This is a genomic window from Amorphus sp. 3PC139-8, assembly GCF_040750475.1.
In the GTDB taxonomy this organism is placed as follows: Bacteria; Pseudomonadota; Alphaproteobacteria; order Rhizobiales; family Amorphaceae; genus Amorphus.
On the sequence record NZ_JABJVY010000004.1, the window covers coordinates 134,524 to 149,818 of the forward strand.

A 15,295-nucleotide genomic window follows, 5' to 3' on the forward strand; every position below is an offset into this window, starting at 1 on the left:
ATCCAACAAATATAGACCCCGATTCCGTTAGACAATGTTTCCATCCTTCCTCATTCCGTCAGCCCAGGATGTCATGACAGAGGAAGGTTGTTTAGAAATGCTCTTAGGAAGGTTTATTCTTGCCACCTCCTCCCTCTCTATTTTGATGGCTTCTAATTTTTCGATTCACGCCCAAGAAATATCCAACGAGGTTCTGCTCGAGGCCATTACGGTCACGGCCAACAAACGACCCCAGACGTTGCTCGACGTGGAAGGCGCGGTCTCGGTGGCCACGGCCGAAGACCTGGCCCAGCGCGATGTCCGCACCGTTCAGGATCTCCAGAACGTATTCCCGAACCTGACGATCGACAGTCGCGGCAATCGCGCCTACGCGAACTTCACCGTTCGTGGCATTTCCTCGCCCGACTACTACAATCCCGGCGTTCAGGTTTACGTCGACGGCGTGCCGCAGCCGGCGGCCGCGATGACCCAGGAACTGGTCGACGTCGAACGCGTGGAATTCCTGCGCGGTCCGCAAGGCACGCTTTATGGCCGCAACGCCTTCGCCGGCGTGATCAACATCGTCACGGCCAAGCCGCGCGAGACCCGGATGAAGGCGTTCGGCACGGTGTCGAACCACCTCTTCATCGCCGGCGCCTCGGCGACCGCCACCGTGGTGCCCGAGACGGTCTTCTTCGACGTCTCAATCAAGGGGACCTACGACAACGGCCAGATCGACGACGTCGATGTCGGCGAGGACAATATCGACTGGTGGAACGCCGTCGATGGGCGCGCCGCCGTGCGCTACGCGCCGACTGGCGGGCCGTTCGATTCCACGATCTGGGTCTCCGGGGAGCACCTGCGTTCGCGGGAAGAGACCTATGTGCTCGATCAGGACTTCGACGCCCAGGAGTACCAGTCCGCCGTCCTCGGTCCTTACAGCCTGCTTAGTCGCGATGTCGTCACCGGCGGCATCAACTGGAACTACCGCTTCGGCGCGTTCACGCTGACCAACACCACGTCCTACGAAGGCGTGGACCTGGATCGCACGATCTTCAGCACCGCGTCCCCCGAAAGCACCCGCACCTTCTACGAGGAGCTGCGGCTCGCCTACGACGCGGGTGGCGCGTTCACCGCCGTCGCCGGCGCGACCTACTGGAATGAGGAGTTCGCCCGCGATACCGGCGGCTACACTGGCTACTACGCCAACGCGCGCAATGACGTCACCAGCCGGAGCGCGGCCCTGTTCGGCGAAGGCACCTATTCGCTCACCGACCGCATCGACCTCACCCTCGGCCTGCGCGCCTCCTACGACTGGTCGTCGATCGACTATAGCCGCCCGGACATCTACGGAAACGGAATGGGCTTCGCCATCGACGAAAGCGCCAACTACTCAAGCCTTCAGCCGAAAGCGTCGATCGGCTTCCAGGTCACCGAGACCGCCCGCCTCTATGCGCTGGTGTCGGAAGGCTACAAGCCCGGCGGCTTCAACCACACCATTGCCACGCCCCAAGACGGCGAAGCCTACGATCCCGAAACCGCCTGGAATTTCGAAGTCGGCGGCCGCGCCTCGGTGTTCGACGGTCGGTTGGATCTGTCCGGCGCGGTCTACTACATCCGCTCCCAGGACAAACAGGTCTATGTCGGCATCCTGCCGAACCAGGTGATCGAGAATGTCGGCGACGCCACCAGCACCGGCGTCGAGCTGTCCGCGACCGTCCACCCAACCGACCGGCTGCAGATCACGGCAAACGGCTCCTTCGGACGCTCCGAATTCGACGGCTTCGTCGATCCCTATTCCGGCGTGTCCTATTCCGACAATCGCGTGCCTTACGCGCCCGATGTGACCGCCAATCTCGCCGCGCGCTACATTCTCCCGCAGACGTGGATTCCCGCGGATGTGGCCGTGACGGGCGCCGCCCACTATGTCAGCAAGACCTACTTCAACGAGGCCAACACGCTGTCCCAGCCGGCCTACGCGACCTTCGACGCCGGTCTCGAGTTCGCTTTCGACACCGGGCAGAACCTGCGCTTCTTCGTCGACAACATCGCCGACGAGGTCTACCGCACCTCCAGCTTCGACTTTAATGGCAACACGATCAGCACGGTCGACGGCGGCCGGCTCTTTGGCGTGTCCTTCGACATGACGTTTTAGAGCGCGGCGATGGATATGTCCGCCGCAGAGCTGCGGGTCCCGTTTGCGCGTGTCTTGGCGGCGATCGGCGGCGTCTACGTCGCGCAGAGCCTCGTCGGCGGACTCACCTTCCAGGGGCTGCCGGCGATCCTGCGCGAAAGCGGTGCGCCGCTGGACCTGATCGGGCTCGTGTCGCTCGCCATGATCCCGTGGGCGCTCAAGTTCCTGTGGGCGCCGGCGGTGGAGCGCTACCGGCTGCCCAGCGGAACCCGCCGCCGATCCCGACGGATCGTGATCGGCGGCGAGGCGATCGTCGCGGCGGCGCTGCTGGCGATCTCCTTCCTGTCGCCGACCGCCTACACGCCCCTCTTCCTGGTCATCGCCGTCCTCGCGCTTGCCTCCGCGACCGTCGACATCGCCTGCGACGCATTCGCGATCGAGCAACTGCCGCCGGAAAGACGAGGATGGGGCGGCACCACCCAAGTCGCGGGCGGCTATTTCGGCATTCTGTTCGGCAGCGGTCTGTTCGTCTTCATCGTCGCGACCGCCGGCTGGCAGGCCGGGACGATTGCAATGGCGAGCCTCGTCGCCTTGCTCGCGCTTCCGTTCGCCGTAACCCGCGAGCCGGACCGCTCTCCGGTCCAATCGACCACGCATCGGCCGAGCCTCTCCTTTGCGTTCGCGCGCAAGGAAATCCGCGTCGGGATCGCTATCGTGATCGTGTTCGAAATCGGGGTCCGCCTCGCTCAGGCGATGCTCGGGCCGTATCTGATCGATCTGGGGATGGGCCTAGCGCTGCTGGGCACGCTGCAAGGTGTCGGAGGCGTGGTGGCCGGCTTGGCCGGAACCCTTCTCGGCGGTATCGCCGTTCGCCTTCTCGGCGTTCGGGCCGCAGTCGTCGCCGGAGCGGCGGTCCAGGCCGCAGCCCTCGGGCTGATCGCATTCGCGGTTGCCGCCGACATCGGATCCATCCCGGTTCTCGCGAGCCTCTCCGTGCTCCTGTCGCTCGCCATGGCGATGGGATTCGTCACCCTTTACACGCTTCTGATGAACCTCTCCTCGCTCAAGCAGGCGGGGGTGGACTTCACCATCTTCCAGTGCGCCGACGCCTTTATCGCCGGAGCCAGCGGCCTCAGCGCAGGTCTGATCGCCCAGCATCTCGGCTACGGAGCCTGCTTCGCGCTCGCCGTGGCGGCCGCCGCAACGGCGCTTGCCGTGATCCCCCTGGCCTATCGGCGCCTGCCCGCAACACCAGCAAAAGAGATGTCATGACAACGCGCACCGTTCTCATTGCCGGCGCCGGGGTTGCCGGGCTTGCAAGCGCATGGTGGCTCGCGCGCGCGGGTTGGACGGTAACCGTCGTCGAGCGCGCACCGAGCCTGCGCAATGGTGGCTACATGATCGGCCTGTCCGGTCCCGGCTATGCCAGCGCCGAGCGGATGGGATTGCTGCCTCGGCTGTCGGAGGTATCCTATGAGATCCAGGAGAATGTCTATCGCGACCGCAAAGGGCGCGAGTTCCTGCGCCTGAAATATCGCGATTTCCTTCAGGGACTCCCCTATCTGGCGCTGGAGCGCACCGATCTGATCGCGGCCTTGTTCGAAACGGTGCCGGACGGCGTGGATCTACGGCTCGCCACCGAGCTCACCTCGCTGGAGACCGACGGCAAGGACGTCTCCGCGCGGCTGAGCGACGGCGCGGTTCTGCATCCCGATCTCGTGATCGCCGCGGACGGGCTCCGCTCCCAGGTTCGCAGCCGCATCGCCGGCGAGCATGCCGAACATTACGCCCATCTCGGCTACCGCTTCGCCGTCTACGAGGTGGACGACACGCTCGGCCTCGGCTCCGATTTCTTGTCCTTCGCCGAGCCCGGTCATCTCGCCGAATACTACGCCCTGCGTGGCGGGCGGCTCGCGGCGATGCATGTGTGGCGCGACGGCGAGACGGGCCCCGTTGCTCCGGAGGCACGGTGGAACCTGTTGGAGAAGGTGACGGCCCGCAGCGCCGAGCCCGTTCGCGCCTTCCTTCAGACCGCAAAGGCAGGGCCTCCACCTCTGGTCGATTCCCTGACCATGGTCGACCTTCCGAAATGGTCCCAAGGACGGGTGCTGCTGCTCGGCGATGCCGCCCACTGCCTGACACTCGTTTCCGGCCAGGGCGCCGGAATGGCGCTGGCGTCTGCGGAGATCCTCGCCGAAGAGTTGGCCCGGTCCGAGATCGACGCCGCGCTGGTCGCGCACGAACAACGGCTTCGCCCGGCCATCACGCGCCTTCAGACCCGCAGCCGGCGGATGGCGGGAACGTTCGTGCCCTCCAACCCGGTGATGTTCCACCTGCGCAACACGGCCTTGAAGCACATGCCCAAGGCCTGGCTCGGGCGTTATCTTATGAATGCGGTGAAGTCGGAAATCCTGCTTGCCGGGCAACCCGGCAACGCATGACAGGGCGCACAGCGGACCGGCCCCCTTTCAGGGTCCCGTCCGCGTCCCCGCCAAGACGGTCACTCGGCGTCACTTGTCCGGCGTCGGCGATGCCCGAAGGCCGCGCGGGCCAAACTGGCCACCAGGATGATGAGAATCACCAACGAAACCGGACGCTGGAAGAAGGCCAGATACCAGTCGTGCCCGAAGATCTGCATGGTGCGGATCAACTCGGAGTCGGTAATCGAGGCCAGCATCACCCCCATCACGACCGCGGCGGGCGAATAGTCGTAGCGCTTCATGAAGTAACCGAGCACGCCGAAGCCGAGCATCATCCAGACGTCGAACATGGCGTTGCGCAAGGCGAAGGTGCCGTAGATCGACAGGATCAGCAGGACCGGGACGAGCACGCGGGTGGAAACGGTGAGCGCCCGCGACATGGCATTGCCGGCCAACACGGCGAAAAGCACCATCGCCGGCTGCGACAGGATCGCCGCGATGATCAGCCCGTAGACCAGGGTGGGCTGCTGAACGACCATCATCGGGCCGGGCTGCAGCCCCTGCATCGTCAGGGCGCCGAGAATGACGGCGGTCGTGACACTGCCCGGCACACCGAGCACCAGCGACACCGTCAGCGCACCGCCGGAGCAGGCGTTGTTCGCCGATTCCGCTGCAACGATCCCCTCCGTCGAGCCCTTACCGTAGGTCTCCGGCTCCTTTGAAAAGCGTCGCGCCACCGAATAGGAGGAAAAGGCCGCCAAGGTCGCGCCTGCCGCCGGGATCAGGCCAACGCCCATGCCGATGAAGGCCGAGCGCAACAGCGTCACCGGCATGCGCAAAGCTTCACCAAGACCGGAAAAGATCGCGCCGACGCTGCGATTGACCTCGATATCGGCATCCACCACCGTGCTGCGGCCGGCAAGCATCAAGAGTTCGGCCACAACGAACATGCCGATCAGAACCGGGACGATCTGCATGCCGTCGGCGAGGAAGGGTTCGCCGAAGGTGGCGCGCCATTCTCCGGTCGGCACGATGCCGATGGTTCCGATCAGCAACCCGAACATGCCCGAGGCGAGGATCTTGGTCGGCGAGCCGGTGCCGACCGCCCCCAGCACCATCACACCGCTAAGCGCGATCAGGAAGATTTCGGTCGGGCCGAAGGTCAGCGCGACCTGAGCGACCGAGCCGATGCCGAACAGCATCAGAAAATAGGACAGCAGGCCACCCAACGCCGACGCGGCGATCGCCGCGCCGAGGGCGCGCCCGGACTGGCCGAGGCGGGTCAGCGCGTGGCCGTCGAGCGCGGTGGCGGCATTTTCCGGCGCACCCGGCGTGTTGAGCATGATCGCGGTGATCGCGCCGCCGTAGGTAACCGCGACATAGACGGAGGTCAGAAAGATGAGCCCCGTCAGCGAATCCATCGTGAAGGTGAGCGGCAGCAGGACGGCCACCGCCATCCCGGAGGAAAGGCCGGGCGTCGCGCCCACGATGATGCCGAGAAAGGTGCCGAGCAGCACGAAACCGGCGGCATGCAGCGTGAAGGCCGCTTCGAAACCGTCTGTCAGGTGGGCGAGGAATTCCATCTTGTCTCCTCAGCCCAGCAGGCCGGCCGTCAGGCCGTGCGGGATGCGGGCATGAAGCACGACCGAAAAGATGACGTGCAGGCCGAGCGCCATGCCGAGCGGCAACAGGATCAACAGCAGCGGGCGCCGTTCGCCGAGGGCCAAGGCGACCGCAAATGTCGTCGCGGCGGTGAAAACGATGCCGCCGAGGACCGTCCAGACACTTAGAAGAAGCCCCGGCACGAGGACCACGGCGATGCGTCCGAAGGTGAAGATCCGCGGCGACGCTTCGGCGCTGTCGGCATCCTCCACCGACGGAGCCTGCCGAAAGAGCTTGAAGACGATAACGGCCACAAGACAAAGCAGGGCGATGGTCAAAGCGGTGGGAAACAGCCGGGCCTCAAAGCTGAGCCCGTAGGCTTGCCGCCAGTAGGCGACGACGAAGACCAGCATCGCCGCCGGCACCACCAGTTCGCCGAAGGGAAATCTCTTGGTCATGGTCTCAATCCGGATTGCGTCGGGGCGGATGCGCTTGTGGCCCATCCGCCCGTCCCACCCTCATCGTGATCAAAGAACCCGGATAGCTTTCCGGACCCTTGCGAGCTCCCGGAAAGGCGGCCGGCCTATTCCGTGATGCCTTTGACCGATTTGGCGGTCGCGTCGAACGAGGACTGGAACTGTTCGCCCGGCGCCCGCTTGGACAGATCGTCCAATCCGGACTTTTCGACGGCGGCAAGATAGCTGTCGGAGTTCATCGCCTTCAGGATCGCATCCTGCAGCGTCTTGTAGTGGTCCGGATAGTCGTCCTTCATCGCCGTCTGCACCGCATAGATGCCGAAACGGGCCAGGAAGTCCGGCGCCGGGACCTCGACACCGTATTTCGGCATCACGTCTTTCATCACCTCGGCTTCCGGCCAGCGCGGGCTCGGCCCATCGGACGCAATCAGAAGGGCCCGCGACTGGTCGCGAATGTTCATGCGCGAGAAGTCGTCACCAAGAGCGGCGGTGACATGGCCGCCGAGCATGGCATTGGCCGCATCGCTGCCGCCACCATAGCCGACGATGCGCACGTCGAGATCCATCGATTTGATGAGCCATTTCGCGAACAGCTCCTGGGCCCCGCCTTGGGCGGCGGAAATCGTCAGTTCGCCGGGATTTTCCTTCGCAGCCGTCACGAAGTCGTCGAACGTCTCGTAGGGGCTGTCCTTGGCGACCAGCAGGATGCGCGGGTCGGTCACGTCCACGACGATCACCGACAGGTCGTCACGGGAGAACGGGGCGTTGTTCAGAAGCGGCCCCATGGTCAGATCCGGCTCGTTGGTCGCCAGCAGGATCGGCGCGTCGGCCGGCTCCCTGAGGACGGCCATCGCGGCGACCTGGCCGCCACCGCCGGGGAGGTTCTGAACGGTCACCGGAACCCCGAGCACCTCTTCCAAAGGTCCCGACAGCAGGCGAGCCTGCCGATCGCTGCCGCCGCCGGCGGAATAAGAGACGATGATCTGGACAGGCTCTGTCGGCCAATCCTGTGCGGCCGCCTGGGAGGCGGCGCCGAAAGCCAAGCCGGCTGCGAGGGTCGCGCCCAGGCAGCGGCGAACGAACGATGCGCCAATCATGTTGCTGGTTCCCCTTTTTCTTTCGATCGCCTGCGCAACCCGCACTAGGCAATCGGTCTTGCCGCAAGCACCGACATGCCCTGCGACTGCTCGAAATGCCATGGCCTTGCCCGGCTCATGACGGGGTTGAGAATAAAGAGCCTAGTCAACTAGTCAAGTTCGAGACTGCGACTCCAAGCTCACTCGTTCTGCCGGACCTGATAGGGAATTCGGAACTGCTCCTTATAGAAGGACTCGCCGAACACCAGCGCCCGGCCCTCCGCATTGCACAGCGTGTAGTCGCGGATGAGCAACGGCGCCCCTTGCTGAACGTTGAGCAGCTCGCTCAGGGTCGCCCCGGCCGATCCCACCCGAATGACGCCTTCGATGGCGGCGACCGGCTGCTTGATCACCTCCTCAAGGATGCGATGAATCGAGAGGGTGTTCAGAGCACTGACCGTGAGCTGGTCGCCGATATCGGCCGGAATAAAGCGGCGCTCCAGGCTGAGCGGCACCGCGTTGGCCAAGCGCACGCGCTCAAGGAGGTAGATCGAGCCCTTTGGCTCGCCGAGCGCCGCAGCCGCCCTGGAATCATCCGTCACGCCGAACCCGAGCAGGCGGTAGGAAATGCGCTCTCCGCTTGCCGCAACCTGCTCGTCGAAGGACCGGATCCGCGTCGTCTCGAACGGAATCGTCAGGTCGGGCTGAAGAACGAACGTGCCGCTGCCGGCCCGCCGCTGGACCAAGCCTTCGAAGACGAGCTCCTGCAGCGCGCGGGCGACGGTTGCCCGCGTCGTTTTGAAGCGACTGGACAGCTCCTTCTCCGACGGAAGGCGCTCGCCAGGAGCGAACTCGCCGGACTCGATGCCGTTGCGAATGAAATCGCGGATCTGGACGTAAAGCGGCGTGAATGCGCTGGACGGCGGCACGGGGTTTCCTTCGGACTTGAAATGACTATACAACTAGTCATTATAGCGATGCGAAACGGCGGCGAGGTGTCGGCAGCGCCGGTTGACGAAGAAGCATAGTCAACCGCGGCTGCGACTGTCCACGCAGGCGCCGACGGGAACACGGTCGAAACGCGGTGAGGCGAGCATCCATGACCCAACAGGACGCGGCAATGTCCGACGAAGCCCAGAGCCACGCATGGACGGATATCGGGACTTTTGTCGCGGACCGATTCGCGCGGCTCGACGCCGATGACGTGCCGAACGAGGTTCGGGAGACGGTCAGCCAATTCCTGTTGGACACGTTCGGCGTCATCGCCGGCGCCGCCCGTGCCCCGGGCATTTCGGAGATGAATCGGGCCGTAGAGGGCTTCGAGCCGGAAGGCGCCGCGACGGTGCTTCTGGGCGACGCCGGCCGGGGTCCGTCGATCGCCGCCATGCTCAACGGCGCCGCCTCCCACGCGCTGGATTTCGACGACCAGCACGATCCCGCCCGCGTCCACGTCTTCTGCGTCGTCCTTCCGGCCGCTCTTGCCGCCAGCGAGGCGAAGGGCGGCGTCGACGGCCGGACCTTCACGACCGCCGTCGCCTGTGGCGTGGAACTGTTCTGCCGGCTCGGGCTGGCCTGCTACAACAGCCTTGGCAAGGGCTGGCACCCGACTACCGCGCTCGGGTCGCTCGCCGCCGCCCTCACCGCCGGCCGCATCTTTGGCCTCGACGGCGAGAGGATGGCCCACGCGCTCGGCCTCGCCTTCACCCAGATGAGCGGCACCACCCAATTCATTGCCGACGGGGCGCTCGCCAAGCGCATGGGGCCTGGCTTTGCGGCCCGCAACGGCGTGCTGGCCGCCCGGCTTGCCGCAACCGGCGTCACCGGCCCCGTCCGCTTCCTGGAAGGCAAGGCCGGCCTGTTCACCCTCCACGAACGCGGCGAAGTGAAGCCGGAGATCCTGCGCGATGGCATTGGCGAGCGTTGGCACCTGCTCGACCTATCCATGAAGCCCTATCCATGCTGCCGCTGCGTGCACTCCACAATCCAGCTCGGCCTGGAGCTCTATGAAGAGGGCATCCGGCCGGACGACGTCGTTTCCGGAACCATCGTTCTTGGCGAGGTCAACGCCGGCATCGTCGGAGCCCCGTTCGTGCCCGATCACGCCAATCCGGTGGTCCACGCCCAGTTCAACGCCTGCTACGGCCTCGCCGCGGCTCTGACCGACGGCCGCGTCGGGCTCGCCACCTACACGGCCGACCGGGTGCGCGCACCGGAAAGCGCGCTCGCCACCTGCTTCGAGGTGACGGTTCCCGGAACCATTGAAGCCACGGCGATCGCACCCGCCGCCATCGAACTCGTGCTGAAGGACGGGCGAACCGTCGCCAAGCGCACGGAAACGATGAAGGGCTCACCGGACCAGCCAATGAGCGAGGACGAGATCTTCGCCAAGTTTGCGGACTGTCTCGCCTGGGGATTCGGAGCCGACCGGGCGGCGAGCGCTAAGCTCGCCGAGGCCATCCTGGCCCTCGAATCCGCTTCCGACGTCCGTGACGTCGTCACCGCGTTCCGCGCGGTTCGTGCGGGTGCCTGAGACAGCTCGCACGCCAACAAGGATGGCACGAAAGGCATCATGACCAAGCAGCGTTTTCGCCTCGGCGTCGATATCGGAGGCACCTTCACCGACATCGTCATGATCGGCGACGACGGGCAGGTCTTCTCCAAGAAGATCCTCTCCACGCCGAAGGACTATTCCGAAGCCATCGAAGTCGGCTCGCGCGCGCTCTTTAAGGAGCTTGGCGTCGAGCCGGGACAGGTCCGGGAGTTCGTGCACGCCACCACGGTGGCCACCAACACCATCATCGAGCGCAAGGGTGCCAAGGTCGGGCTCGTCACCACGCGCGGTTTCCGCGATGTGCTGGAGATCGCCCGATTTCGGACGCCCCGCCTCTATGACATCACCTACCGCAAGCCGGACCCGCTGGTCCCGCGCGATCTCCGCTTCGAGGTCGAGGAGCGCATCGGCGCCGGTGGCGAGGTCGTCACCGAGCTGAACGAGACCGGGCTTGAGGAAATCGCCACCGCTTTCGAGGCGGCCGGCGTCGAAGCCGTCGCCATCGCGTTGATCAACTCACACGTCAACGCCGACCACGAGCAACGTCTGGCCGCGTTCTTCCGCAAGCGGATGCCGAACGTAATGGTCACGGCCTCGTCCGATCTCGTCCCCCAGATCGGCGAATATGAGCGCACCTCGACCACGGTGGTGAACGCCTATCTCCGGCCGATCGTCACGCGTTATGTCGAGTCGCTGAAGGGGCGCCTCGACGCCATGGGGATTATCGCCCCGCTGATGATCATGCAGTCGTCCGGCGGTATCGCTCCCGGCAACCTGGTCAAGGACCAGCCGATCACCATCATCGAAAGCGGCCCGGCCGCCGGTGTGCTGGGCGGGGCCCGCCTTGCCCAGTATCTGGGTCTCGGCGACATGCTCGTTTTCGACATGGGCGGGACCACGGCCAAGGCGACCCTGACGGAGAATGGCGCCTACACCATCTCGCCGGAGACCGAGGTCGGCGGCGAGCCCGTACTCGGCGCCCGCATGGTGCGCGGCGCAGGCTATCCGGTGCAGGTGCCGACCATCGATATCGCCGAGGTCGGCGCCGGTGGCGGCAGCCTGGCCGCCGTCGACAGCGCCGGCGGCATCGCCGTTGGGCCGCGCAGCGCCGGCTCCGAGCCGGGCCCCGTCGCCTACGGGCGCGGCGGAACGCAACCGACCGTGACCGATGCCAACCTCATGCTCGGCTATCTCAATCCCCAGGCGTTGGTCTCCGGCGAGCTTTCGCTCGACGGCGAGGCCGTGAAGACGGCGTTTGCGAAGCTTTCGGGCGAGTTGTCGGTGGAGGAGACCGAAGCGGCCTACGGCGTCCATCTGATCGCCAACGCCACCATGCTGCGCGCCCTGCGCGGCGTGACGTCGGAAAAGGGTCGCGACCCTTCGCACTTCTCCATGATGGCGATCGGCGGCAACGGACCGGTGCACGCCTGCTCGCTGGCCGAAGAGGCCGGGGTCAGCCGGGTGGTCATGCCGCCCGTCGCCGGCCTCTACTCCGCCCTTGGCATGCTCTTCGCCGATGTCGAGCATCAGCTCGTCTCCGCCTTCTATCACCGCTTCGACGAGACCGACCGACACGCCCTGCAGCGGGCGATCGACGGCCTCGTCGCGCAAGGGCGCGAACTTCTAAACGGTCAGGGCTTCGCCCCTGAGGCTCACGACATCCGCATCGAGATCGACATGAAATATGTCGGCCAGACCGCTCCGCTCACCGTTGTGCTGCCCGGCACCACCGCCAGCGAAGAGGCCGTCGACGCGCTCGTGGAAGCCTTCCATACGCAGCACGGCCAGACCTTCGGCTACGCCTCGCGCGGCGAGCCACTGCAGTTCGTGGCGGTGAAGGCCGTCTGTCGCGGGGTCCCGGACGCGCCCCGCATGCCCGAGCAGTGCCGCCGCGGCAACGAGCGCAGCCTCGGCGCGACCGGCCGCAAGGCCTATTTCGGCCTGGCGCATGGCTGGTGCGACACGCCTGTGATCACCCGGGTCGAACTTAAGGACGCGCCGCGCGCGGGACCGCTGATCGTGGAGGAATACGACACGACCTGCGTTATCCGGCCGGGCTGGCAGGCCAGCCTCGATCACTGGAACAACATCCACCTCACGCGTACCGGAGAGGCACAATGAGCGACATCAGCCCAATCCGGCGCGAGCTTCTGAAGAACGCTCTCGTCACGATCGCCGACAACGCGCTCGTCATGGTGACGCGCACCGCGCGCACGGCGAACGTGAAGAACTCGATGGACTTCTCCGCCGCCATCTGCGACGGCGACGGCAACCTTGCCGCCCAGGGGCTCGCCGTTCCGGTCCATCTCGGCGTCGTCATGCCCGCCCTCAGGGGCTGCCTCGATTATTTCGGCGACGATATCCGCGAAGGCGACGTCCTCGCCTCCAACGATCCCTATTCCGGCTGCTCGCACCTCAACGACATCTTCACCTTCAAGCCGGTCTATGTGGACGGCAAGCGGGTGGCCTTCGTCGTCCTGGTGCTGCACCACACCGATCTCGGTGGCCGGGTGCCCGGCGGCAACGCCGCCGACAGCCAGGAGATCTTCGAGGAAGGGCTGCGGCTGCCGCCCGTGAAGATGCGCGACGGCGGCCAAAACAGCGACGCCGTCTTCCGCATCATCGAGGCCAACACCCGCATTCCCGAGCGCGTCATGGGCGACCTGCATGCCCAGCTCGCCGCCCTCGACGAGGCGTCCCGCGAGGTGGAGAAGATCGCCCGCCAGATGACGCCGGCCACCTTCGGCAGCTATCTCGTCGATCTCGTCGACTATGCCGAGGAGCTGACCCGCAACTCCATCACCGAACTTCCCGACGGCGAAGTCGAATTCGATGAGTGGAACGACGACGACGGTGCCGGCCACGGGCCGATCCACCTGCACCTGAAGCTCACCAAGAAGGGCGACGAGATCGTCTGCGACTTCACCGGCACCCAGGACGACACCGGTGGCGCGGTCCACTGCAATTGGGAATTCGCGGTCTCCTGCACCTATGCGGCGCTGCGCACCGTGCTGGCCGCCGAGATCCCGAACAATGCCGGCCTCTACCGGCCGATCACGGTGACGGCGCCGAAGGGCACCTTCATTTCCGTGCAGTTTCCCGCAGCCGTCGGATCGCGCGGCCAGATCGGCTTCCGCCTGCGCTCCATCGTGCTGGGCGCGCTCGCCAAGCTGGTGCCGGATCGCATGCCCGCCTGCGCCGGCGGATCGGAGTTCGCGCTGGCGGCTTCGGGCCGGACGGAGACGGGGCGTTCGTTCCTGCACCTGGAGTTCCACAACAACACCGGCCTCGGCGGCGGGCCCGACCGGGACGGCCAGGATGCCGGCCCCTACTGCATCGGCAACCTCGCCAACGTGCCGATCGAGCTGATCGAAAGCGAAAACCCGATCCGGGTGGAGCGCTACGAGTTCCTGCCGGACACCGGCGGATCCGGCGAATTCCGCGGCGCTCTCGGCATCGTGCGCGACTATCGCTTCCTGACCGACAACGTCCGGGTCCAGGTGCGCTCCGATCGCTACACCTCACAGCCCTGGGGGCTGTTCGGAGGCGGTCCGGGGGCCGGCGGCAAGCTCACCCTCAATCCCGGCACAGAGCGCGAGGAGGCGCTTCCCTCCAAGTTCATCCGGACCCTCGGCAAGGGCGACGTCCTGAACGCGGAGATGGCCGCGGCCGGCGGCTATGGCGCCCCGGAGAAGCGGGACCGGGCGGCCATTGCCCGGGACATCGCCGAAGGCAAGATGAGCCTTGAACATGCCCGCAAGGTCTATGGCTATGTGGAGCGGGAGGCCATCGAGGCGTGAAGCCCAGCGCCAATGCCCATCTGATCGGCGAAGACGATGCGCGGCGGCGACTTCTCACGCCGTCGCTCCTGATCGACCGCGCCCAACTCGATGCCAACATCGCCAAGATGCAGTATCTTTGCGATGAGGCCGGCGTGGCGCTGCGACCGCATGGCAAGGCGCACAAATCGTCCGCGCTCGCAAAGCGTCAGATCGCGGCCGGAGCCGCCGGGGTCTGTGTGGCCACGCCGGGCGAAGCGGAGGTCTTCGCCGATGCCGGCGTCCGCGACATTCTGCTGACCTCGACCTTCGCGAGTTCGCAGGCGATCACCCGGGTCGCGGACGTCGCCGCCGGCGGCGTCCGCCTGTCCTGCGTGGTCGATCATCCGCATGTGGCCGATGCGATCGCGTTCCAGGCACGGCATCGTGGTGTGGCGGTCCCCCTCCTCGTCGATCTCGACATGGGCCGCCAGCGCGCCGGCGTCGCCGGACCTGAGGACGCCGTTACCCTGGCCCGCCGCATCCTGGCGCTCGAGGGCGTGAAGCTGGACGGCCTCCAGGCCTATGCCGGCCATCTCTCCCACGCCCGCGACTTTGCCGAACGCAAGGCAGGCGCTGCCGAGGCAACATCCCGGATCTCGGCCGTTTTGGAGGCGCTGGAAAACACCCTGGACCATCGGCCGCAACGGGTGACCGGCGGCAGCACCGGCGCCCTGGTCCTGGAACTCGCCGGCGGGATCTACACCGAGCTGCAGTGCGGATCCTACGCCCTCATGGATACCGAATATGCTGCCGTCGACCCCGATGGCAGCGGCGCGCCGATGTTCGCGCCGAGCCTGTTCGTCGCCACCTCGGTGACCAGCGCCAACCATCCGGGTCTGGCGACCGCCGATGCCGGCGAGAAACGGCTTGCCTCGAAATATGGCGTGCCGCCCCAAATCGTGCGCGGGGCACCCGAGGGCACGACCTATGCCGCCACCAGCGACGAGCACGGCCGCATCACGCTGCCCGAAGGCACCATGCTCGCGCTCGGAAGCCTGATCGAGCTCGTCGTTCCCCATTGCGACCCGACGATCAATCTCTACGACCATCTACACGTCTTCGAGGGCGACCGCCTGAAGGAGATCTGGCCGATCGACGCCCGCGGGGCTTGAGGCACTTCCCCCCCGCCCGGCGCGCCTCTTGTCCCCGCAGCCCTGTCCAGGCCAACCGGTTTCCACTTGGCCTGGAAGCGCTCTCGAGATATCGTTCTTGAACAGGCTTGGCCCGCGCCTCCTC

The 15,295-nt window shown here is 66.0% G+C and carries 11 protein-coding genes; 7 read left to right on the forward strand and 4 right to left on the reverse strand.

The annotated features are described in order from the left end of the window. Positions 1 to 247: 247 nt before the first annotated feature. The 3 genes from HNS03_RS06010 to HNS03_RS06020 are packed head-to-tail and all read left to right on the forward strand — an operon-like array spanning position 248 to position 4,554. The gene (locus HNS03_RS06010) at positions 248 to 2,134 is read left to right on the forward strand and encodes a TonB-dependent receptor (RefSeq protein WP_367193896.1); all 1,887 of its coding nucleotides are present in this window, start codon (positions 248 to 250) and stop codon (positions 2,132 to 2,134) included. A gap of 9 nt (positions 2,135 to 2,143) precedes the next feature. Continuing rightward, positions 2,144 to 3,385 (forward strand): MFS transporter, encoded by a 1,242-nt coding sequence (locus tag HNS03_RS06015; protein WP_367193789.1) that lies wholly within the window; start codon positions 2,144 to 2,146, stop codon positions 3,383 to 3,385. Then, positions 3,382 to 4,554: an FAD-dependent oxidoreductase gene (locus HNS03_RS06020; protein ID WP_367193790.1), complete on the forward strand. Its 1,173-nt coding sequence runs from the start codon at positions 3,382 to 3,384 to the stop codon at positions 4,552 to 4,554. Before HNS03_RS06015 ends, HNS03_RS06020 begins: the two co-directional genes overlap by 4 nt. A gap of 59 nt (positions 4,555 to 4,613) precedes the next feature. Here HNS03_RS06020 and HNS03_RS06025 read toward each other — a convergent pair whose 3' ends face one another. The 4 genes from HNS03_RS06025 to HNS03_RS06040 form a co-directional block, all read right to left on the reverse strand. After that, positions 4,614 to 6,116 (reverse strand): tripartite tricarboxylate transporter permease, encoded by a 1,503-nt coding sequence (locus tag HNS03_RS06025; RefSeq protein WP_367193791.1) that lies wholly within the window; start codon positions 6,114 to 6,116, stop codon positions 4,614 to 4,616. A gap of 9 nt (positions 6,117 to 6,125) precedes the next feature. Beyond that, positions 6,126 to 6,593, reverse strand: a complete 468-nt coding sequence (locus HNS03_RS06030) for a tripartite tricarboxylate transporter TctB family protein (protein ID WP_367193792.1) — start codon at positions 6,591 to 6,593, stop codon at positions 6,126 to 6,128. A gap of 125 nt (positions 6,594 to 6,718) precedes the next feature. Further along, positions 6,719 to 7,708 carry a Bug family tripartite tricarboxylate transporter substrate binding protein gene (locus HNS03_RS06035; RefSeq protein ID WP_367193793.1) on the reverse strand — a complete coding sequence of 330 codons (990 nt, stop codon included), beginning with the start codon at positions 7,706 to 7,708 and terminating at the stop codon, positions 6,719 to 6,721. Positions 7,709 to 7,887: 179 nt separating this feature from the next. Next, the gene (locus tag HNS03_RS06040; RefSeq protein WP_367193794.1) at positions 7,888 to 8,616 is read right to left on the reverse strand and encodes a GntR family transcriptional regulator; all 729 of its coding nucleotides are present in this window, start codon (positions 8,614 to 8,616) and stop codon (positions 7,888 to 7,890) included. A gap of 170 nt (positions 8,617 to 8,786) precedes the next feature. Here HNS03_RS06040 and HNS03_RS06045 point away from each other — a divergent pair, with 170 nt between their 5' ends. Genes HNS03_RS06045 through HNS03_RS06060 form a run of 4 tightly spaced genes read left to right on the forward strand, consistent with a single transcriptional unit; the run spans position 8,787 to position 15,171 of the window. After that, on the forward strand, positions 8,787 to 10,217 hold the full coding sequence (locus HNS03_RS06045; RefSeq protein ID WP_367193795.1) for an MmgE/PrpD family protein: 1,431 nt from the start codon (positions 8,787 to 8,789) through the stop codon (positions 10,215 to 10,217). 39 nt (positions 10,218 to 10,256) lie between these two features. Then, the gene (locus HNS03_RS06050) at positions 10,257 to 12,359 is read left to right on the forward strand and encodes a hydantoinase/oxoprolinase family protein (protein ID WP_367193796.1); all 2,103 of its coding nucleotides are present in this window, start codon (positions 10,257 to 10,259) and stop codon (positions 12,357 to 12,359) included. Beyond that, on the forward strand, positions 12,356 to 14,038 hold the full coding sequence (locus HNS03_RS06055; protein WP_367193797.1) for a hydantoinase B/oxoprolinase family protein: 1,683 nt from the start codon (positions 12,356 to 12,358) through the stop codon (positions 14,036 to 14,038). The genes HNS03_RS06050 and HNS03_RS06055 overlap by 4 nt, the downstream gene beginning before the upstream one ends. Next, complete coding sequence (locus tag HNS03_RS06060; RefSeq protein WP_367193798.1) at positions 14,035 to 15,171, forward strand: alanine racemase; 1,137 nt, start codon at positions 14,035 to 14,037, stop codon at positions 15,169 to 15,171. The genes HNS03_RS06055 and HNS03_RS06060 overlap by 4 nt, the downstream gene beginning before the upstream one ends. Positions 15,172 to 15,295: the final 124 nt, after the last annotated feature.